Origin of the sequence: Xenorhabdus griffiniae (genome assembly GCF_015163655.1) — a bacterium.
Classification (GTDB): Bacteria; Pseudomonadota; Gammaproteobacteria; order Enterobacterales; family Enterobacteriaceae; genus Xenorhabdus; species Xenorhabdus griffiniae.
Genome location: NZ_JADEUF010000020.1, coordinates 18212 through 39283 on the forward strand (window position 1 = coordinate 18212; position 21072 = coordinate 39283).

A 21072-nucleotide genomic window follows, 5' to 3' on the forward strand; every position below is an offset into this window, starting at 1 on the left:
TAGCGGAGATGTCGCACCGCCTTCATCAGGTTCAAGAGTCTTATGCAATGTCTCTTGTGGCTGAGTTAGCAATACTTCTATTTATTGTTGATAAAGTGAGGGTTTATATGAGTACAAAATATTTTGCATTATTAACACAGGCTGGCGCAGAAAAACTGGAAAGAGCAGCCTCATCAGGTGTCAAACTTGAAATTACCCATATGGCTGTAGGTGACGGTGGTGGCAGTTCACCCACACCCAATATCAACCAATCAGGATTGATTAATGAAAAACACCGCGCTGAACTTGATGCCTTAATCGTCAACCCCCAAACACCTGGCCAATTTATTGCCGAACAAATACTTCCTGAGGGTGAAGGTAATTGGTGGGTTCGTGAAATTGGCCTATTTGATAAAGACGGTACATTGATTGCGGTCGGAAATTGTGCCGAACTCTACAAACCAGAATCCCAGGAACAAGCTATCCGTATGGCGCTGACGGTTAGCAACAATCGCCTGACAGGGTGGATAAAAGAACTGCTTTCCGGTTTTGCCTCTCGCAATTATGTGAGAGAAAAAATTAAAGAACACGCTGAAAGCCGTAATCACCCAAGCGCCACCTTAGGAAAAAAAGGATTTGTTGCGTTAAGTAATGAAGTCGGCAGTGACAGCGAAGTTCATGCTGCAACGCCCAAAGCAGTCAAAAGAGCGTATGAATTAGCCAATCAAGCCAATGAATCGGTTAATTTGGTACTCTCGACAAATAAATATGTACCATCAACACGTAAAGTTAACGGTAAAGAACTGTCCAAAGATATTGAACTGACAACAACAGATATCGGCGCTTATGACAAAATTCAAACAGACACTCTTGTTGATGAAGCCAAGCAATCAGCCAAGAAAGCTTGTGAGCTGGCAAACACTAAGGTTCCATTATCCCGTAAAATAAACGGAAAAGAGTTGTTAACCGATGTCGAAATTACCGCACATGATGTGAATGCCTACACCAGACAGGAAGTCAATGGGCTTATCGCAAACGTTGAGAAATCGGCTAACACAGCTAATGAGAATGCCAACGACGCCCTGAAACAGTTGGACAAAAAAGTCCCAACAGATCGCAAGATCAACAACAAAGAGTTAATAACAGATATACAGTTAACCGCAAATGATGTTGACACTTACGATAAAAAAGAAATTGATGATCGAATCAACACAGTTCAGAAAATAGCTGACACGGCTAATAGCAACGCCAATACCGCGACTCAAGAACTTGGCAAAAAAATCCCGGAATCCCGCAAGATCAATGGCAAAGAGTTAACAACAGATATTGAATTAAGTGCGGCGGATGTCGGTACTTATAATAAAGTAGAAATCGACGATCGTATTAGTAATGTTGAAAAGCTAACGGAAACGGCCAATAACAACGCCAATACCGCTATTCAAGAACTTGGCAAAAAAGTCCCGGAATCCCGCAAAATCAATGGCAAAGAGCTATTATCTGACATTGAATTACGCGCAGTTGATGTTGGTGCCTATGGTAAAGAAGAAACTGATGCCATCATCAAAGATGTCAAAGTACAGATCGACAATGTTAATAACTTAGCTGAAGACGCTAATAATAATGCCAATACCGCGACTCAGGAGGCGAAGAGTAAGGTCCCATTAACCCGTAAGGTTAATGGTAAGGAGCTGTCAGCAGATATTCATCTGACTGCCGCAGATGTTGATACTTACAACAAAGCAGAGATTGATGACCGCATCGGCAAGGTTGACAACCTGGCGGAAACGGCCAATCAACGTGCAAGTGAAGCCCTTAATGAGGTTGCTAACAGCGTCCCATCAACTCGCAAAGTTAATGGCAAAGCGCTGACCACTGACATTGAGCTAAGTGCAGCGGATGTTGGCACTTACAATAAGGTGGAAATCGACGATCGTATTGGAAAGGTAGATAAGCTGGCGGAAACGGCCAATAACAACGCCAATACCGCAATTCAAGATGCCAAGAATAGAGTCCCATCAACCCGTAAGGTCAATGGCAAGGAGCTGTTAACGGATATTGAACTGACGGCATCCGATGTCCATGCCTACAACAAGAAGGAAACGGATGACCTTATTAGTGGTGTCAAAACACAAATTGATAATGTCCAACAATTGGCTAACACCGCCAATGATAATGCCCATAACGCCATCCAAGAGCTTGACCAAAAAGTTCCAAAATCCCGCAAAATCAATGGCAAAGAGCTATCAGCAGATATTCAACTGATTGCGGCAGATGTTGATGCCTATAACAAAGGCGAAACTGACGCCCAGATCAAGGATGTTAAGGCCCTGGCAGATATTGCCAATCAGAACGCAAATGAAGCTCTTAAAGAGGTTGCTAACAGAGTCCCATCCATTCGCAAGGTTAATGGTAAAGAGCTGTTAACGGATATTGAGCTGACTGCGGCTGATGTCGGTACTTATAACAAAGTAGAAATCGATGATCGTGTCGGTAAGGTCGATAAGCTGGCGGAATCTGCCTATAACAAAGCTGAGACAGCGAGTAAAGATGCCAACAGCAAAGTACCATCCACTCGTAAGGTAAACGGCAAAGAGTTGTTAACGGATATTGAGCTGAATGCCGCTGACGTTGGTACTTACAATAAAGCGGAACTTGATGAGAGTATCGGCAAAATTGACAAACGGGCTGATGCCGCCAATCAGACAGCGAATTCGGCTGTTCAACTTGCTGACAGCAAAGTGCCATCAACCCGTAAAGTCAATGGCAAAGAACTGTCAACAGACATTGAACTCACCGCAGCCAATGTAGATGCCTATAACAAGGCAGAGATCAACATCCTTATCGATGAAGTCAAGGAGACAGCCAATAATGCCTATAACACTGCGGAGCACAAAGTCCCATTGACTCGCACTGTGAATGGCAAGGCTCTGTTATCCGATATTGACCTGACGGCCTCTGATGTGAATGCCTATACTAAAGTAGAGGTAGAAAATCGCCTTGAAGATATCAAGAGTCTGGCAAATAAAGCTAATAACAATGCAGATAGCCGAGTGCCACTTACACGCACTGTCAATGGCAAGGCACTATTATCCGATATTAAACTGACCGCTTCTGATGTAGGCGCTTATAGCAAAGTCGAGGTTGATACTCATATCAACAAAATTGAAGTATTAGCGAGTGATGCCAATACCAATGCGGTGGCAGCCAAAGCTGACGCTGATAGCCGACTGGCGAAAAGCAAAAACGGGGCGGATATTCCTGATAAACAAGCCTTTATAAGAAATTTAGGCTTGGGTAATCTGATTGGATTAGGTATTGAGTCACGTCGAATCACGGACGAGCACACCATCATCAAGCTGGGTGAAATACTTATGATAAATGGGGTGGCTGTAGGCAGTGAACCTATTGGGGATTCTCATGCAGCCGAGATCGGTGGAGTGACTTACTATACCCATTTCTATAAGATCCAACTGCCCACGACTTTGCCAAATGGCATCATCTCATGCCAGGCAAGTGTTGTCGGAGATAATTTTGATAATCAACGTCCCAGTTACCTGGCTGATGTCAAAACACAGCGAGGCAATGTAAACGGTGATGGTTTGTCGAAGGATACCTTAACAATATCCGTCACAACACCTCAATTAGGTTGGGTTCCAAACTTCTATTACCAGGTTGTAGGGTATTAATAAAAAAACAGTAAGTTCGGTAATTCGGGTGATCGCTTCGGCGATCACCTATTTTTTCTTGAGCAGATCTTCTAATGCCTTAATGTTTTCATTATTGCTGTTATTTTCGAGCCAGTTTTTTGCCTTCTGCTGTAATTCATCACGCAACATGGGTTCTACGTTCAACGCATATTGCAGATTGTTCCAGTCACCATAAACCCGCAATGGGATTTTTAACTGCGCCAGACGACGTACAAACTCGTTCTGCTTACCCCATCCATTGGTTAATTGCACCCATAATGAAACATCGGTGTTCTGTTTCAGTAAATTGGCTTTTCCCTGCCCTTTAATATTGAATATGCCTGAATTCGCTACAAGCTCACTAATTTTAACCTCACCGTGCTCCAATTGGGCTTTCACTGACATATTTTTGGCTTCAGTGAAATCATTTGTATTTGTCGGTTGGCCGACTTGATCTGTTGCCCGCGCAAAAGATTGTTGAATAAGCTGAGGAATATTCAATCCTTCCAGACGCGCATTTTTTAGATCGATATTCAAATCACCTTGCCAATAATGAGAAATCGCGTACTCATCGTAACCCTCTCCCAAAAGATCACCATCAACATTAAGCTGACCGCTGAATATCGATGGCAATGCCAATGCAGTTAACAAAGGTTGTATCTCAATCCGTTGCAAAAGCAGCTTTGTGTGCAGTTTTGCCGGAATAACCGTGGCATCAATTGATGTCGGCAGCGCAAAATGCCCACCAAACACGTTGCCACTTAATTTAGTGATTTTCGCCAGGCCACTGTTATTGATAGCTTGCAGACCAAAATGGTCAATATCCATGCCCTGATAAATGAATTTATCTGCTGCCAATGAAATATCAGCATTAAACCCTTGTAAAAAGCTAAGGTCATAGTTAGACAATGGCGAAACCGACGTCGCAATCACCGGTTTTAAGGAATTATTTTCAATCCGATAATCATGTTTTGCCTGCGGCGTATTTTTCGGTAAGGCATCCCACCCCAACAAGTTATCCAAATTGAATTTTGCTGAACTCAAGTTGATAGCGTATTGCGGTTTATCTTGCAAAACGGCAGTAATATTCCCTTTTAGCTCACTCCCATCATTCATTGTCAATGCTATTTTTTGCAGCGCAATTGATTCAGGTGCCGCCTGATATTTTACTATACTACTGCCCGTTCCCTGGATACCCGCAGATGGTAACCCAACGCCCTGTAATTGGTATTCAAAGGAATGAATGTCGGCCGATAGCTGCTGCGGATAATCAGAAATATCTACTGACGAATTGAGCTCAAATGACAGCTCTTGCTGATTTTTATTGATTTTACTGCGGAGGTTAAGGTTAACGTGATCTTGATCACTGCGTTCCAGCAATAAATTGAGATCACGAACATTTAATTGGTCATGTGCGTTGGTTTGCCAGATCAGTAAGCTATCCACTAATCTGATTCTGGCAATATCCAGTTTCCAAGCCTGGCTTCCCGTGACGCCTGGATAATGCATATCACTTTCCGGCGCAATTGGGGCTTCTGGCTGCTTTTGCGGCTGACTATCCGGCGTGAACCGCAAAACAGCGCCTTTCAACATCACCTCTTTGACTGAGAGTTGATGAGACAGCAGTGGCAACAACTCCACATCCAGACGCATATTTTCAGCCACAATGGTTGGTACCTTGGCATTCTCAGCAGTCAACGAGATCTCGCCGGTAAGAATGCTTAACTTGGGCCAAACATGCCAACGCAAGTCATCCCGCAACACGAGCTGGTAGCCACTCTTCTTTTGTACTTGTTTAACTATGTAGCCACGAAAATCATTTGGATTAACCAGCATAACCAATGCCGTCAGGCCAGCTACAATGACTACTAACAAAATAATGAGTGTCGTCAACAATCTTTTCATGACTTCCCCAGTCTCATGTTCACAAGAAGACTATTTTTTCACCATAAGGCTTTTACCAGAAAAGATTAATCCTCACTGATTCGGCTACCTACGGCTCCCTGCTGATTTTTATATTTCGCATCCTGACGCCGATTATAAGGTCGCTCAGCAGAGCCAGAAAGCGGTTCAAAACTCAATGCCCCTATTACCATGCCAGGACGCAAGGCTAAAGGCAGTTTGCCTGAATTGTAGAACTCCAGGACAATTTGCCCCTGCCAACCTGGATCAATGCGATGCGCAGTAACATGGACCATCAAACCAAGGCGCGCCAGAGATGAACGACCATCCAACCAACCGACTAAATTATCAGGCAGTGTGACAGATTCCAGTGTTACTGCCAAAGCCAATTCGCCAGGATGGAGGAAAAATGCTTCGCCATCCGACAAAGTAATTTCATCGCTCATGACACGGTCAAGTGCCGCATTGACTTCCGCCTTAGGACCACTCAAATCAATATAGGCGGCAGTATGACCACGAAAAACACGAAACTGATTCCCAAGGCGCACATCAGCAGTTGCCCCATTAATACGTTCAACAGGGGGACGAGGGGTAATTACCAGCTTACCTTCATCTAGCCATTTAATAATGTCACGGTCACAGAGTCGCATTATTTCCTCTCAAATACGATGATACTTATGAATGCCTAAACAGCAGATTATTCGCAAAATTGGCCAATCTTGGCTTTTAAGATATCAATGGCCACGCGGTTTTTCCCACCACGAGGCACAATAATATCGGCGTATTGTTTTGATGGTTCGATAAATTGCAGGAACATTGGACGCACGGTTTCCTTATACTGCTCCATCACGCAATCCAATGAACGTCCACGTTCATTCACATCACGTTTGATACGGCGCATCAAACAAATATCCAGTGGCGTATCGACAAAAATGGAGAAATCCAGTTCTTGGCGTAGACGCTTATCTGTTAATAGTAGAATACCTTCGAGGATAATAACTCTTTTCGGTTCAAAATGAATGGATTCAGGTTTGCGGGTGTGCTCAACGTAGTCATATTGCGGCAATTCAATGGATTTTCCAGCTTTCAATGCCTGAAGATGTTCAAATAGTAGATTGTGATCCATTGAATTTGGGTGATCATAATTAACTTTATAACGTTCTTCTATCGGGGTGTCAGTTTGGTCTTTATAATAGCAATCTTCTGGGATAACACCGATATTGTGATCACCAACCTGAGCCCGTAATTCTCGATAAAGTGTGCTGGCAATAAGGCTTTTGCCTGAGGCGGAGGCACCTGAAATACCTACGATTGTACACTTATGTGCTTCATCAGCCATACTAAAAATAACCTGGTTAAAAAAGAAAAAAATAAAATAGAAATATGGTATTCACTAATACCATGTTTGGCGGATTATAGGGAGTTAATGACTTCTATTCCAGAGTAAACAAGATAAGTCTCGTTTTTTTCGATACGTTTCGCATAAAAATCCCGCGATTTTAGGTCTCTGATAGAAAATATTCTGCAAGTAAAAAGCGTAGAAAACACCGAGTACTGATCAATGACTCTGTATCAATTGAGCCATTGACCAACCTTTTCTACACAACCGCGATTACATACGGTTAAACTCATTAATTAAACTGCACGAAAAGAAATTTCAGTTGGGATTTTTTCGCCCTGCCAATACATCTTCGCAGAAATATTCGCAGCGATGTCACGATAAATATCCGCAAATTCACTGTCAGGCTGGCTGCTTACTGTTGGTTCACCACGATCGAGATCTTCACGCAGTGAAATATGCAGCGGGATCTGTCCCAGTAATTGGCAATCATATTTTTCTGCCAGCTTTGCCGCCCCACCCGTACCGAAAATTGGCTCATGATGACCGCAATTACTGCAAATATGGCTGCTCATGTTCTCAATAATACCCAACACTGGCACATTGACTTTCTGGAACATGACAATGCCTTTCATCGCATCGATCAGGGCAATATCTTGTGGTGTCGTGATAACCAACGCACCTGTCACCGGAATATTCTGGGACAACGTTAGCTGGATATCACCTGTGCCTGGTGGCATATCAATCACCAGATAATCCAGATCCGGCCACAGCGTATCTTGCAGCATCTGCATCAGAGCCTTACTTGCCATCGGGCCACGCCATACCATCGCGTTATCATCGGTAACAAGATAACCGATGGAGTTGGTTGCCATGCCGTGAACCATGATTGGTGCCATATGCTGCCCATCAGGGGAAGTCGGACGCTCTTTGGCTGTACCAAGCATATTGGGGATGGATGGCCCATAAATATCCGCATCCAAAATTCCCACTTTTGCGCCTTCCTGTGCCAACGCCAGCGCCAGATTCACCGCTGTGCTGGATTTCCCTACGCCGCCTTTTCCTGAACTCACAGCCACGATATTACGCACACCATTAACACCAGGCAGATTATTGGAACGGCGTAATGTGCTGATATTGTGGCTTAATCGCCATTCAACGGATTTTGCGCCCGTCGCGGATTGCAAGGGCTGAGTGGTTTCTTGCTTTAATATTTCGAAGGCGCGTTTCCAGACAAACGGCATAGTTAGTTCGATATGTAGTATTCCATCCAGCATAGTGCAATGGTGCAATGCTTTCAGGGCAATCAAATCTCGTTCTAAAGTTGGATGTTTGAATGTTGCTAATATCTTTGCAACCTGTTCTTTCAGCAGGTCAGGATTGGTCTGCTCCGGGGATTGTGAGTTCATCCCAGCTCCTTTTATTTATCTTTCTCAAACCTATACGCATTAAACTTCAAGTTGCAATTGACAACACGATTGAAACCTGATTTCTCCCCGCGAAGCGGGGAGAAATTACATGCATCTTGAAGTTGGATTGGTATAAAACTGTTCAGCCATCATAACAGAAGCTAACCACTTCGGATAAAAGCAACAAGTAAAAGTGACGAAGATCTCGCGTTACCCTAGCGGCAATGCTCCTTATCAGGTAACATCAAAAACCCTTTTCACTTTATGGAAGTCAGATCCTAACTATGTCTCAAGTCGCGAACAAATTATTGGTGACCTGTGCGTTACCTTATGCTAACGGTCCAATTCATCTCGGTCATATTCTGGAACACATTCAGGCTGATATTTGGGTTCGTTATCATCGAATGCGCGGCAAAGAGGTTCACTTTGTCTGTGCCGACGATGCCCACGGTACACCAATTATGCTGAAAGCCCAGCAAAGTGGTATCTCTCCAGAAGAGATGATTGCCAAGGTGAGCCTAGAGCATCAGCAGGATTTTGCCGGTTTTGCCATCAGCTATGATAATTACCATTCCACGCACAGCGAAGAGAACAGAGTTCTTGCCTCCAAAATTTATCTGGAACTGAAAAAGAACGGTTACATTAAAAACCGGACGATTTCCCAATTATTTGATCCAGAAAAAAGCATGTTTCTGCCAGACCGTTTCGTCAAGGGTTCCTGCCCAAAATGTAAGGCAGAAGATCAATACGGCGATAACTGTGAAGTCTGTGGCACCACCTATTCCCCAACGGAATTGCTTAACCCTCGTTCTGTTATCTCTGGGGCAACGCCTGAAATGCGTGATACGGAGCATTTCTTCTTCGATCTGCCTGCTTTCAGCGATATGCTGCAAAAATGGACGCGTTCCGGCACCTTGCAAGAACAAGTGGCTAATAAAATGCAGGAATGGTTCGAAGCTGGGCTGCAGCAATGGGATATTACCCGCGATGCACCTTATTTTGGTTTTGAGATCCCTGATCAGCCAGGTAAATATTTCTATGTCTGGCTGGATGCCCCGATTGGCTATATGGGCGCGTTCCAAAATCTGTGTGATAAACGTGATGACCTGAATTTCGATGAGTTCTGGACGAAAGATTCCAAAGCTGATCTCTACCATTTTATTGGCAAAGATATCGTTTATTTCCACAGTCTGTTCTGGCCTGCCATGTTGGAAGGCTGTAACTACCGTAAACCAACTAACCTGTTTGTCCACGGGTATATCACGGTTAACGGCACTAAGATGTCCAAGTCCCGTGGCACCTTTATCAAAGCCAGCACTTATCTGAAACACCTTGATGCAGACTGCCTGCGTTATTACTACGCAGCAAAACTCTCTTCCCGCATTGACGATATTGATCTGAATCTGGAAGATTTTGTTCAGCGAGTCAACAGCGATATCGTTAACAAAGTGGTTAACCTTGCTTCACGCAATGCAGGCTTTATCAACAAGCGCTTTGGCGGCAAACTGGCAGGGCAACTCGCTGATCCTGCGCTATACCAGAAATTTGTCGATGCTGCACAAAGTATTGCAGAAGACTTTACCAACCGTGAATTCGGCAAAGCAATCCGTGAAATGATGGCACTGGCTGATCTGGCTAACCGCTATGTTGATGAACAAGCACCGTGGGTTGTGGCGAAACAAGAAGGCCGTGATGCTGATCTGCAAGCAATCTGTTCAATGGGGATTAACCTGTTCCGCGTGCTGATGACTTACCTGAAACCTGTACTTCCGGGTTTAGCTGCACGGGCAGAAGCTTTCCTGAATACCGAATTGACCTGGGACGGCATCCAGCAACCTCTGTTGAACCATGACGTTTCACCATTCAAGGCACTGTTCAACCGCATCGAAATGGCGAAAATTGAAGCGATAGTCGCTGATTCCAAAGAGAGTATCGAACCACAAAAAACCGTAACAGGTCCACTGGCTGATGATCCCATTCAGGACACCATTGCATTTGACGACTTTGCCAAGGTTGACCTGCGGATCGCACTGATCAAACAGGCTGATTTTGTCGAGGGTTCAGATAAGTTACTGAAACTCACGCTTGATCTCGGTGGTGAAACTCGCCAGGTCTTCTCTGGTATTCGTTCAGCCTACCCTGATCCCAAAACACTGGAAAATCGCCTGACAGTGATGGTTGCTAACCTTGCACCACGCAAGATGCGCTTCGGTATTTCAGAAGGTATGGTGATGGCGGCAGGTCCAGGTGGCAAAGATATTTTCCTGTTAAGCCCCGATAGTGGCGCCCAACCAGGTATGCAGGTTAAATAATAACTGCATATTTTTGATAAACATCATTAATTATCAAATAGATAACAAGGCGGGCTCCAAAAAAGGCCCGCTTTTTAATGTGATGTATGGCACATTTATAATGTTAGTCGTATGATGAAACCCTCGTTATATTGAGGAATTATTGATTATGTCTTTCCAAAATGTGCTGATAATAGGTTGGCAATACCTGCGCGCATTTGCGTTGCTTTATTTGTGCCTGATCGCGGGGAATATCATTTCGGCACAACTTCCCTTCTCTCTCCCCGGTAGTATTATTGGCCTGCTTCTCTTGTTTGGCTTACTCGCATCTCAAATTATTCCCTCACACTGGGTAAAACCAGGCTGTAGCCTGTTGATGAAAAATATGACACTGCTCTTTTTACCCATTGGCGTAGGGATCATGGATTATTACCCACAGCTTAGCCAACAAATGCTCCCTATTCTGCTCTCTTGCATCGTTAGCACCGTGATTGTGATGGTCGTTGTTGCCTACAGTTCACACTATATTCATCGTGAACGTATCATTATTGGTGCCCATAACCCGACGAATACTAAGCAGCAAGAACTCACCTCAACCCCCACAAATCCATCACAACAGTTATCACAAGAACCGGAAGAGAAAGAAAAATGTTAAGCCATATTTGGTGGTCACTACCACTAACCCTGCTTGTATTTTACTGCGCTAGAAAGGTATCAGTGCGACTCAAACTGCCTATATTTAATCCGTTATTGATATCAATGGCTGTTATCATCCCCTTGCTGTTGCTGACACATACATCATATGGACACTATTTTGCCGGCAGCCGGATACTGAACGATTTGCTGCAACCTGCCGTTGTTGCCCTGGCTTTTCCGCTGTATGAACAGCTACACCAAATCCGGGCCCAATGGAAATCTATTATTAGCATCTGTTTTGTGGGCAGCATTGTCGCAATGGTGACAGGGACTGCTATCGCATTATGGGCGGGTGCTACGCCTGAAATTGCCGCTTCTGTTCTCCCCAAATCCGTGACAACGCCAATTGCTATGGCTGTAGCCAGCTCCATTGGCGGTATTCCTGCTATTAGCGCAGCTTGTGTCATTATGGTAGGGATTTTGGGGGCTATCTTTGGTCACAATCTATTTAACGCCCTGAAAATAAAAACCCAGGCGGCACGAGGGTTGGCAATGGGTACAGCATCCCATGCGGTGGGAACGGCTCGCTGTGCGGAGCTGGATCATGTCGAAGGGGCATACAGTTCACTGGCCTTAATGACCTGCGGCATTATTACCTCACTGATTGCACCTTTTCTATTTCCAGTATTACTGCATCTGTTTGGCTGATCATTTTATGGTTTCACTGGTTACAAAAACGTAGATAAAAAGTAAACAAATATCATAAAATAGTGAAAATTTGACATAGGTTAATAAAATTAAACCTTTATTTCACGAATTTCATTAGTTATATGCTATTTATTACATTGCAAACCTGAACAGACGTCCTAGAATGACCTTCAATTAATTTGGAGATCATTCTATGCAAGTTCGTTTTCACGCTATTTGGTCAGAAATCACACCTGAACTACAAAAAGCGCTATTACCTTATATTGGCAACGACGATTTTCCAGCCATGCTGACAGCAGAGCAAGCGGAGTCAATTAAACAGCTTTGCGGATTGGATGATCAGGCACTGGCGTTGGCCTTATTGCCACTTGCTGCGGCTTATTCGCTTGCTCCTGTTTCCCATTTTTATGTTGGCGCAATTGCACGGGGAGAAAGTGGCAATCTCTATTTCGGTGCTAATATGGAATTCGTAGGCGTTCCATTACAACAAACTATCCACGCTGAGCAATCGGCCATTACACACGCCTGGCTGCGTGGTGAAAAGAAGTTGGTTACCATCACTGTTAACTATTCACCTTGTGGCCATTGCCGACAATTTATGAATGAACTAAATAGTGGAACACAATTGGAAGTTTGCCTCCCCAACCATTCCTCATTAACTCTGGCCGATTACCTGCCAGAAGCCTTTGGCCCACATGATTTAGCTGACACACCATTGTTACTGGATGAGGTTAATCACGGCCATCAATTAGCTACCAGCGACGAATTGGTGCAAGCAGCATTGGATGCAGCGAACCGCAGCCATGCGCCTTATAGCCAATCCCATGCAGGAATTGCCTTACAAGATGAACAAGGGAAAATTTATACCGGCCGTTATGCAGAAAATGCTGCATTCAACCCAAGCTTACCACCATTACAGGCAGCACTGATTTTCATGAATATGGCAGGTGGTAATTTTAAATCCATTAAGCGAGCAGTCCTGGTGGAAGGTGAAAATAGCCATTTATCACAATGGAATGCGACAGAATGCACATTAGCGGCTCTCGGTTGTACAAAAGCAGAACGGTATACATTTTGAAATGCACTTCATCCAATAACATTTTATTAGCGAATTCTGTATGTTATCTCTCACTTTTGCTCATAATAATCATATCTAAGTAACATTTACTGTACTTATTGTTTTTATCTTCTTAGGATCTATACCAATCTAACTTCAAGATGCGTGTGATTTCTCCCCGCTTCGCGGGGAGAAATCAGGTTTCATAGCGTGTTGTAAATTGCAACTTGAAGTTTAATGCGTATATAGCCGATTTTGTTATTGATAAGTTCAAAGAGTAAGCATCATGGAACTGGAACACGAAAGTAAACGTCCTCTCTATATTCCCTACGCTGGTCCTATCTTGTTGGAATTTCCTCTGCTGAATAAAGGCAGTGCCTTTACCGAAGAAGAGCGCAGTAATTTCAACTTACATGGCTTATTGCCGCAGGCCGTTGAAACAATAGAAGAGCAGGCCGAACGCGCCTACCGTCAATATTGCGATTTCAAAAACGATATCGATAGACACATTTATTTAAGGAATATTCAGGACACCAACGAAACGCTGTTCTACCGCCTCCTTGATGCTCACTTAAGCGAAATGATGCCTATTATCTACACGCCAACCGTTGGTGCAGCGTGTGAACACTTTTCTGATATTTATCGCCGTGCCCGTGGGTTGTTTATCTCCTATCCAAACCGGGCTTACATTGATGACATGCTGCAAAATGCCACCAAGCAAAATGTAAAAGTTATCGTGGTTACCGATGGTGAGCGCATTCTTGGTCTGGGTGATCAGGGGATCGGAGGCATGGGGATCCCGATTGGCAAACTGTCACTGTACACTTCCTGTGGCGGGATCAGCCCTGCTTATACCCTGCCCGTGGTTTTGGATGTAGGAACCAATAACCCACAACTCCTTAATGATCCACTGTATATGGGATGGCGACATCCACGCATTACCGGCAAAGAGTACGATGAATTTGTCGATGAATTTATTCAGGCTGTGAAACGTCGCTGGCCTAACGTACTGCTGCAATTTGAAGATTTTGCCCAGAACAACGCCATGCCACTGCTGCACCGCTATCGCGATGAGCTTTGCTGCTTCAATGATGACATCCAAGGTACCGCAGCGGTTGCTTTAGGTAGTCTGATTGCCGCCAGCCGTGCCGCAGGCCGCCAATTGAAAGATCAAACTGTGGCATTCCTCGGTGCCGGCTCTGCTGGCTGTGGTATTGCAGAGCAGATCATTGCCCAAATGAAATCTGAAGGATTGAGTGATGAACAAGCTCGTGCCCGCGTGTTTATGGTTGATCGCTTTGGTCTCCTGACTGACAAGCTGCCAAACTTGCTGGACTTCCAAAGTGCTTTGGTACAAAAAAGCGTCACATTGCAATCGTGGGATATCACCAGCGATTCTCTTTCATTGATGGACGTGGTTCGCAATGCCAAGCCTACCGTTCTGATTGGTGTTTCTGGTCAATCAGGTCTGTTCAACGAAGGGATCATCCGTGAAATGCACAAACATTGTGAACGTCCCATCGTGATGCCTCTGTCCAACCCAACTTCACGTGTAGAAGCTCGTCCAGAAGACATCATCAATTGGACGGAAGGCAAAGCATTGGTCGCTACAGGAAGTCCGTTTGCACCCGTAAAATATAACGGTCAGGAATATCCAATCGCACAATGCAACAACTCCTATATCTTCCCAGGCATCGGCTTAGGTGTTATCGCTGCCGGCGCCAAACGTGTTACCGATGATATGCTGATGGCTGCCAGCCGCGCATTAGCGGATTGTTCACCGCTGGCGCAAACAGGCTCTGGCCCATTGTTGCCACCGATTGATGACATCCAGGATGTTTCCCGCAAAATAGCCAAAGAAGTGGCGAAAAAGGCCCAAATTCAAGGCGTAGCGATTGTTACATCGGAAGATGCGTTGGATGAAGCGATTGAACGCAATTTCTGGAAACCAGAATATCGCGTCTATAAACGCACTTCATTCTGATATTAGTAATAAGCCTGCCAGTCATATTGGCAGGCTTGAAAAATAATCCAATATACCAATCTAACTTCAAGTTGTAGCTTGCAAATCAATGTGATTGTTTATATCTCCCCGCGTAGCGGGAGATATAAACCAACCTCACTTCAAGATACATGTAATTTCTCCCCGCTTCGCGGGGAGAAATCAGGTTTCATATCGTGTTGTAAATTGCAACTTGAAGTTTAATGCGTATAAGACGCATCTTGAAAGATGGTTGGTATAATAATCCTGCCAGATAAATCATAATTTATTGCTTTATATTTTTAAATTGAATCAGTTTAGTTCCGGTATGATCCCTCCCAAAACTTGCTTCGATATTTCAAGTCAAGTAGCCTTTAGGCCATTGGTTCATCAGCACATATAAGGCAAACAAAAAAATCATGTGGAAGCGCTTGATTACTGGTCTCATTTTTATCATTGCTGTCCTGATACTGGCAGCCATTATGCTTGACCGTTGGGTTAGCTGGAAAACCGCTCCTTACATTTTTGATGATGTCAGGCAACTGCCTGAGCGAGAAGTTGGTATGGTACTCGGCACGTCCAAATATTATAAAACCGGTACATATAACCAATATTATTTCTATCGTATCCAGGGAGCAGTTAATGCTTACAACAGCGGTAAAGTTAAGTACCTGCTATTGAGCGGAGATAACGCCCAGCATAGTTATAATGAACCCATTACCATGCGGAAGGATTTAATCAAGGCAGGCATTCCGGCCAGTGACATTGTGATGGATTTTGCCGGATTCAGAACATTAGATTCGGTTGTCAGAACCCGCAAGGTATTTGATACCAACGATTTTACTATCATCACTCAACGCTTCCACTGCGAACGAGCCTTGTTTATCGCTATGCATTTTGGTATAGAAGCGCAATGTTATGTGGTTCCCTCCCCCAAAAATATGATGACAATCCGTTTCAGGGAAGTCTTGGCTCGTCTTGGCGCCTTGACTGATCTCTATATTTTAAAACGTGAACCGCGCTTTTTAGGCCCATTATTGCCTATCCCTGCGCAACATACCGCACCAACAGGAATTCAAGGTTACCCTGCGGTATCACCAGAAGAGTTACAGGAATTAGAAAAGAAATCACAAAGGAAATAAGAATGGATATACCAATCTAACTTCAAGATGCGTGTGATTTCTCCCCGCTTTGCGGGAAGAAATCAGGTTTCATATCGTGTTGTAAATGACAACTTGAAGTTTAATGTGGATAAAAATTGCAGTTTATCGACAAAACTAAAACTGCAACCTATTAACTTCTTAAAATCTGTCAGGGATAAAATGGTTGGCAAAGCGTTTATTCTAAACCTTACCGGCCAACTTTGCGGTTAAGCTACGCCAGAGCTTTTCTATAGGCCCCTGAGAATAACGTTGCAACCACCAGCAAGCAAACCAAATATTGAATGCCCAGATAAAAGGAATAAATGCCATTAACTCCAAACGACTAAACTGTCCAAATAACTCAAAACGGTAAAAAAGTGTGGTACAAATCAGTGTTTGTAACAAGTAGCTGCTCAGTGCCATTTTCCCGACCTGCCGGAGCCAAAACGTGATTTTCCAACGTGAAATGGCAGGCCAAAATCCATAAATTAATGCGATATAAGCCAATGCCAGCAACGGTGTCGCCAATTCAGTGATGGTGTAGCGGACGGTCCAGGATGCGAAATAGCTGTAGGGATATAAATATTGTATCGACAAGGCAATCCCCTGAACCACCATACCAACAGGGATCAGACATAGTGCCAATCGGCGGTAATGATTATGGCTAAATTCCCCTTTCAACCAACCATTGCGTAGTAACATAGCGCCACAAAGCATAACCCCCATTATTTGCCAGCCATATTGCACAATCACCACAATCATCGCACCGCTTATCTGACGAATACGGTATTCTATGGCTAATAATCCACCATACATTTTCCAGTAGCTTTCATAAGAAATATCTTCCGGTGTCGGCTGCCAAAATGCATTATTTTCCCCTACAGGAAAGAGTCCTAAAAGGTAAAACATCATTATGCCGAATAAATAAAAAGTCGCCGCTGTACCAAACAATTTTTGACGGGTATTGATAAAACGCCATGCCAATAAACCAACAACGCCATATGACAACAAAATGTCGCCATCCCATAGCAAAACACCATGCAGCAAACCAATAACAGCCAAAACCAGTAACCGGGAAATATTCCAATCACGTCCCCGCTGCCGAAGCAATTCAAGTGATGCGCCGAACAATAGCGTCAAGATGAACAGGAATTTTCCCTGAGTAAAAGTATTCAATACAGACCATGTCATCACGTCAGAGAACGAGACTGAATCTTTATAAAACAAATTCATAGAGGCTGCATATGGCAAAGCAAAACTGGAAATATTCAGCAATAATATTCCCAAAATGGCAAAACCACGCACACTATCAACTATCTCAATTCTCTGACACATTACCCCATTACAACTGTGTTTCATGATAATAAAAGTTCATCATGACAAATGCAGGTGACGCACAGCACGCAGGAATTCCTGTCGTGTATTCTGGCTGGTTTTAAATAACCCTCCCAGAGAAGTCGTTGTCGTGGTACTGGTTGCATCGCGAATGCCACGTGCTTTCACGCAATAATGGACAGCATCAATGGAAACAGCAACATTGTTTGTACCAAGCAAAGTTTGCAGGGCAATCAGGATCTGCTGTGTTAAGCGTTCTTGCACTTGTGGACGCTGGGCAAAAAACTGAACAATGCGATTAATCTTCGACAAACCAATAACTTTATCTTTAGGAATATAAGCAACCGTGGCTTTGCCATCAATCGTGACAAAATGGTGTTCACAAGTGCTGGTCATCGTAATATCACGCACTGTTACCATTTCATCCACTTTCATTTTATTTTCTATCAGCGTAATTTTCGGGAAATTGTTATAGTCCAACCCTGAGAATATCTCATCCACATACATTTTCGCGATACGAGCGGGCGTATCTGCCAAACTGTCATCACTCAAATCGAGATTTAACAGCTTCATAATTTCTGTCATGTGTTCCTCAATGCGTACTTTACGCACCTCTGGCGCCAAAGTTTGTCCACGCAATGGGGTTTCAAGACCACGAGCAACCAGTGCCGAATGCACCAGCGCAGCTTCTGTACTTAGGGATGACATCAGTTTCTCCAAGGTAAATATTTCCGTTACTTGACGGGAAATCGGGACGCTTATTTTACGCAGATATCAGCGAATGTAATACCACACAATATCGACTTTATTATCTTGTTCTACGCATATATCGTTTGCACGAATAAGCGCATAACTATACCTGTATATCATCAATGCACCAAATCAGGATGGCTCACGATGAGTATTGGTGCGATAAAATACCAGCAAACCAGCAATGAGCAACCCAATAAATGCGATATACAACGCAGGTTCCAGTTTGCCTGTCAGCCATGTCGAAGTAGCGGATAACATTGGCCCGACCAATTGTCCCAATGCATAGCCCGTGGTCAGCAATCCCGCCATATAACGGGCATGATTGGGCGCCAATTCACGTCCATACTGCAAAGCAAGCTGTACTACACACATAAATCCACCGCCTATCAGCAATGCCCCAATCATCAAGCCACTAATACCCGGCAACATTTCCGCAATCAGGATACCTAGTGCCTGAAGCCATAACGTCACCGCCAGACGAATTTGGGATGTTGATACATTACGCAACAAAATTCCTAACATAATGCCAATGACCGAAGCACCGCCAAATATTGGCCAGACAAACTGGGCAAACAAGCTATCAGGAAAACGCACTGTCGCCATTTGGGAAAGAAACGTCGCAGGCAAAATATAGCCAAATCCAGCCAGGCTATAACACCACACTAATCGCTTGATTTCCGGTGTCAGACTCAAGGTTTGGATTGCCGTCTGCGGACGGTGCAATTCACCGCTGCGGGGCAGATAACGACTGACATAAATGCTGAATAACAGCGCCAGGATGCCATATAACATCCACGCACTGGCTGCGCTCATCTGCCAGGACTGAAGCCCTATTGCTACCATGCCACTGATAAATATCCCCACTCCGGTCCCTGAGAAAACGGCTGCACTCAACCCCGGACGATTCAATTTTGCCAATTCATCATTCGTCCATGCGGCAACCAATACCAGCGTCCAACCACTGGCCCAGCCAATAAAAAAGCGGGCAATACTGTGTAATATCGGGCCATCCAACAATGCGGAAAGCAAGGTGATAATGACAGATCCCCACAAGCCGCTCCACAAACGGTATTCTACAAAACGTTGCGCCCGCATAGCATCATAAGAACCCGCCAGATAGCCGAGGTAATTGAATGCTGCAACTATCCCCGCACTCGTTAACGTGAGTTGTGACTCAGCGATCATTAATGGAACTTGTGGGGTAAAAGTGAAGCGCCCTATTCCCATTGCAACAACCAAAGCGAGGAAACCGCTTAATGCAATCTGAAAAGCTTGATAGTTACGATTAAAAGACGTGACAGTTTGATTTTTCATAGTGATTAAGTAGTAATGAAATTAATTGATTTGGAGGGCATCATCCAGTTATAACAAATCATGAATATAATATACATCTTTTATTAACAACCTCTCTCTGTGGCAGTCACCATTGCCTGTCATTCCCCAACAATGCAATCTTTGCCATAATGCATCCCATACAAGAATAAACAGTTGCCCGCCATTTGCGGCGTATAGGGAGTTTCTTATGGATCATTGTTATACCTCAGATCTAATCTCACTTGAGCAAGCACTAGAAACATTACTGACACACACCGTTCCCCTCACTGCTACTCCTTTGATCACGACAGAAATCATTAACCTGACTGAATCTGCGAACCGAATTACCGCCACTGATATCATTTCCCCGATCAACGTACCCTCGTTTGATAACTCAGCAATGGACGGTTATGCCATTCGCCTGGCAGATCTACACGAAAACCACATCTTACCAGTGGCAGGTAAGGCGCTGGCTGGTATGCCGTTTCAGCAAGAATGGCCGAACGGCAGTTGCATCCGCATTATGACTGGTGCCCCCATTCCTCCTGGCACTGATGCTGTTGTGATGCAAGAACAAACGGAGGTGACCGAAACAGGCATTCGCTTCCCCCATCCGGTAAAACCGGGGCAGAACATTCGCACCATTGGGGAAGATATCAGCCAAAATGCGGTGGTATTGCCAAAAGGGATTAAGCTCTCCACAGCACAATTACCGCTAATTGCTTCACTAGGTATTGCAACGATTGATGTTGTCCGCAAACTGAAAGTGGCCATTTTTTCTACCGGTGATGAGTTACAAGCTATCGGTAAACCCTTACAGGCAGGCCAAATTTACGATACCAACCGATTTGCTATTCGCCTGATGCTGGAAAAACTGGACTGTGAAATTATCGATCTTGGCGTAATCCGCGATGATCCTGAGGCACTGCGCCAGACCTTTATTGAAGCAGATAAACAAGCGGATTTAGTGATCAGCAGTGGTGGCGTTTCTGTCGGTGAAGCGGATTACACCAGACAAATTTTAGACGAAATAGGAAAAATTAGTTTTTGGAAACTCGCTATTAAACCGGGAAAACCTTTCGCTTTTGGAAAATTGGAAAATGCCTGGTTCTGCGGCTTGCCAGGTAACCCTGTGTCTGCCGTACTCACATTCTACCAATTAGTACAACCATTGATTGCCCATCTAGCGGGTTTTTCTGCATGGCAACCACCTATGCGTCTCACGGCCAGGACGACAACACCTTTGAAAAAATCCCCTGGCAGACTGGATTTCCAACGTGGTATTGCTTCACTTAATGAACAAGGTGAATTAGAGGTACAAACTACAGGGCATCAAGGCTCCCATATCTTTAGTTCATATAGCCTCGGCAACTGTTTTATTGTGTTGGAACGGGAACGTGGGCATGTTACTGCTGGTGAAACGGTACAAATCGAGTTTTTTAACTATTTATTGAAATAACCAGTAATTGAAAAACTAATATACCAATCTAACTTCAAGATGCGTGTGATTTCATAGCGTGTTGTAAATGCAACTTGAAGT

The 21072-nt window shown here is 44.2% G+C and carries 15 protein-coding genes; 8 read left to right on the plus strand and 7 right to left on the minus strand.

Annotated features, from left to right (window positions below; translation table 11 throughout):
* Positions 1 to 107: 107 nt before the first annotated feature.
* Positions 108 to 3665, plus strand: coding sequence for a phage tail protein (locus tag IQ211_RS05200; RefSeq protein ID WP_189758463.1), 3558 nt, complete (start codon positions 108 to 110; stop codon positions 3663 to 3665).
* A 48-nt stretch (positions 3666 to 3713) separates the two neighbouring features.
* Here the strand turns inward: IQ211_RS05200 and asmA are convergent, their stop codons facing one another.
* The 4 genes from asmA to apbC form a co-directional block, all read right to left on the minus strand.
* Complete coding sequence (gene asmA, locus IQ211_RS05205; protein WP_189758462.1) at positions 3714 to 5570, minus strand: outer membrane assembly protein AsmA; 1857 nt, start codon at positions 5568 to 5570, stop codon at positions 3714 to 3716.
* Between the two features lie 65 nt (positions 5571 to 5635).
* Positions 5636 to 6217: a dCTP deaminase gene (gene dcd, locus IQ211_RS05210; protein WP_189758461.1), complete on the minus strand. Its 582-nt coding sequence runs from the start codon at positions 6215 to 6217 to the stop codon at positions 5636 to 5638.
* Positions 6218 to 6264: 47 nt separating this feature from the next.
* Entirely contained in the window at positions 6265 to 6906 is a 642-nt protein-coding gene (gene udk / locus IQ211_RS05215; protein ID WP_189758460.1) for a uridine kinase, read from the minus strand.
* 296 nt (positions 6907 to 7202) lie between these two features.
* A complete protein-coding gene (gene apbC, locus IQ211_RS05220) occupies positions 7203 to 8315 on the minus strand; it encodes an iron-sulfur cluster carrier protein ApbC (RefSeq protein ID WP_189758459.1) in 1113 nt (370 codons plus the stop codon).
* Between the two features lie 284 nt (positions 8316 to 8599).
* Here apbC and metG point away from each other — a divergent pair, with 284 nt between their 5' ends.
* From metG to sanA, 6 genes are all read left to right on the plus strand, one after another.
* On the plus strand, positions 8600 to 10627 hold the full coding sequence (metG, locus tag IQ211_RS05225) for a methionine--tRNA ligase (RefSeq protein ID WP_189758458.1): 2028 nt from the start codon (positions 8600 to 8602) through the stop codon (positions 10625 to 10627).
* 148 nt (positions 10628 to 10775) lie between these two features.
* On the plus strand, positions 10776 to 11261 hold the full coding sequence (locus IQ211_RS05230) for a CidA/LrgA family protein (protein ID WP_189758457.1): 486 nt from the start codon (positions 10776 to 10778) through the stop codon (positions 11259 to 11261).
* On the plus strand, positions 11255 to 11950 hold the full coding sequence (locus IQ211_RS05235) for a CidB/LrgB family autolysis modulator (RefSeq protein ID WP_189758456.1): 696 nt from the start codon (positions 11255 to 11257) through the stop codon (positions 11948 to 11950). The genes IQ211_RS05230 and IQ211_RS05235 overlap by 7 nt, the downstream gene beginning before the upstream one ends.
* 193 nt (positions 11951 to 12143) lie before the next feature.
* A complete protein-coding gene (cdd, locus tag IQ211_RS05240; RefSeq protein WP_189758455.1) occupies positions 12144 to 13028 on the plus strand; it encodes a cytidine deaminase in 885 nt (294 codons plus the stop codon).
* Positions 13029 to 13293: 265 nt separating this feature from the next.
* Positions 13294 to 14991, plus strand: a complete 1698-nt coding sequence (locus IQ211_RS05245) for an NAD-dependent malic enzyme (RefSeq protein ID WP_189758454.1) — start codon at positions 13294 to 13296, stop codon at positions 14989 to 14991.
* A 416-nt stretch (positions 14992 to 15407) separates the two neighbouring features.
* On the plus strand, positions 15408 to 16130 hold the full coding sequence (gene sanA / locus IQ211_RS05250) for an outer membrane permeability protein SanA (protein WP_189758453.1): 723 nt from the start codon (positions 15408 to 15410) through the stop codon (positions 16128 to 16130).
* 201 nt (positions 16131 to 16331) lie between these two features.
* Here the strand turns inward: sanA and yeiB are convergent, their stop codons facing one another.
* The 3 genes from yeiB to IQ211_RS05265 all read right to left on the minus strand — a co-directional run bounded on the left by yeiB (position 16332) and on the right by IQ211_RS05265 (position 19532).
* Entirely contained in the window at positions 16332 to 17465 is a 1134-nt protein-coding gene (gene yeiB / locus IQ211_RS05255) for a DUF418 domain-containing protein YeiB (protein ID WP_189758452.1), read from the minus strand.
* A 39-nt stretch (positions 17466 to 17504) separates the two neighbouring features.
* Entirely contained in the window at positions 17505 to 18173 is a 669-nt protein-coding gene (folE, locus tag IQ211_RS05260; protein WP_189758451.1) for a GTP cyclohydrolase I FolE, read from the minus strand.
* A 174-nt stretch (positions 18174 to 18347) separates the two neighbouring features.
* Positions 18348 to 19532 (minus strand): YbfB/YjiJ family MFS transporter, encoded by a 1185-nt coding sequence (locus IQ211_RS05265; protein WP_189758450.1) that lies wholly within the window; start codon positions 19530 to 19532, stop codon positions 18348 to 18350.
* A 208-nt stretch (positions 19533 to 19740) separates the two neighbouring features.
* Here IQ211_RS05265 and moeA point away from each other — a divergent pair, with 208 nt between their 5' ends.
* On the plus strand, positions 19741 to 20991 hold the full coding sequence (moeA, locus tag IQ211_RS05270; RefSeq protein ID WP_189758449.1) for a molybdopterin molybdotransferase MoeA: 1251 nt from the start codon (positions 19741 to 19743) through the stop codon (positions 20989 to 20991).
* Positions 20992 to 21072 lie beyond the last annotated feature (81 nt).

What these genes read in the sequence shown, in the direction of transcription:
- IQ211_RS05265 (WP_189758450.1), bottom strand. Translation starts at nt 19,532, where the DNA reads ATGAAAAATCAAACTGTCACGTCTTTTAATCGTAACTATCAAGCTTTT.
- metG (WP_189758458.1), top strand. Translation starts at nt 8,600, where the DNA reads ATGTCTCAAGTCGCGAACAAATTATTGGTGACCTGTGCGTTACCTTAT.
- IQ211_RS05230 (WP_189758457.1), top strand. Translation starts at nt 10,776, where the DNA reads ATGTCTTTCCAAAATGTGCTGATAATAGGTTGGCAATACCTGCGCGCA.
- cdd (WP_189758455.1), top strand. Translation starts at nt 12,144, where the DNA reads ATGCAAGTTCGTTTTCACGCTATTTGGTCAGAAATCACACCTGAACTA.
- apbC (WP_189758459.1), bottom strand. Translation starts at nt 8,315, where the DNA reads ATGAACTCACAATCCCCGGAGCAGACCAATCCTGACCTGCTGAAAGAA.
- IQ211_RS05200 (WP_189758463.1), top strand. Translation starts at nt 108, where the DNA reads ATGAGTACAAAATATTTTGCATTATTAACACAGGCTGGCGCAGAAAAA.
- sanA (WP_189758453.1), top strand. Translation starts at nt 15,408, where the DNA reads ATGTGGAAGCGCTTGATTACTGGTCTCATTTTTATCATTGCTGTCCTG.
- folE (WP_189758451.1), bottom strand. Translation starts at nt 18,173, where the DNA reads ATGTCATCCCTAAGTACAGAAGCTGCGCTGGTGCATTCGGCACTGGTT.
- udk (WP_189758460.1), bottom strand. Translation starts at nt 6,906, where the DNA reads ATGGCTGATGAAGCACATAAGTGTACAATCGTAGGTATTTCAGGTGCC.
- moeA (WP_189758449.1), top strand. Translation starts at nt 19,741, where the DNA reads ATGGATCATTGTTATACCTCAGATCTAATCTCACTTGAGCAAGCACTA.
- IQ211_RS05235 (WP_189758456.1), top strand. Translation starts at nt 11,255, where the DNA reads ATGTTAAGCCATATTTGGTGGTCACTACCACTAACCCTGCTTGTATTT.
- asmA (WP_189758462.1), bottom strand. Translation starts at nt 5,570, where the DNA reads ATGAAAAGATTGTTGACGACACTCATTATTTTGTTAGTAGTCATTGTA.
- yeiB (WP_189758452.1), bottom strand. Translation starts at nt 17,465, where the DNA reads ATGTGTCAGAGAATTGAGATAGTTGATAGTGTGCGTGGTTTTGCCATT.
- dcd (WP_189758461.1), bottom strand. Translation starts at nt 6,217, where the DNA reads ATGCGACTCTGTGACCGTGACATTATTAAATGGCTAGATGAAGGTAAG.
- IQ211_RS05245 (WP_189758454.1), top strand. Translation starts at nt 13,294, where the DNA reads ATGGAACTGGAACACGAAAGTAAACGTCCTCTCTATATTCCCTACGCT.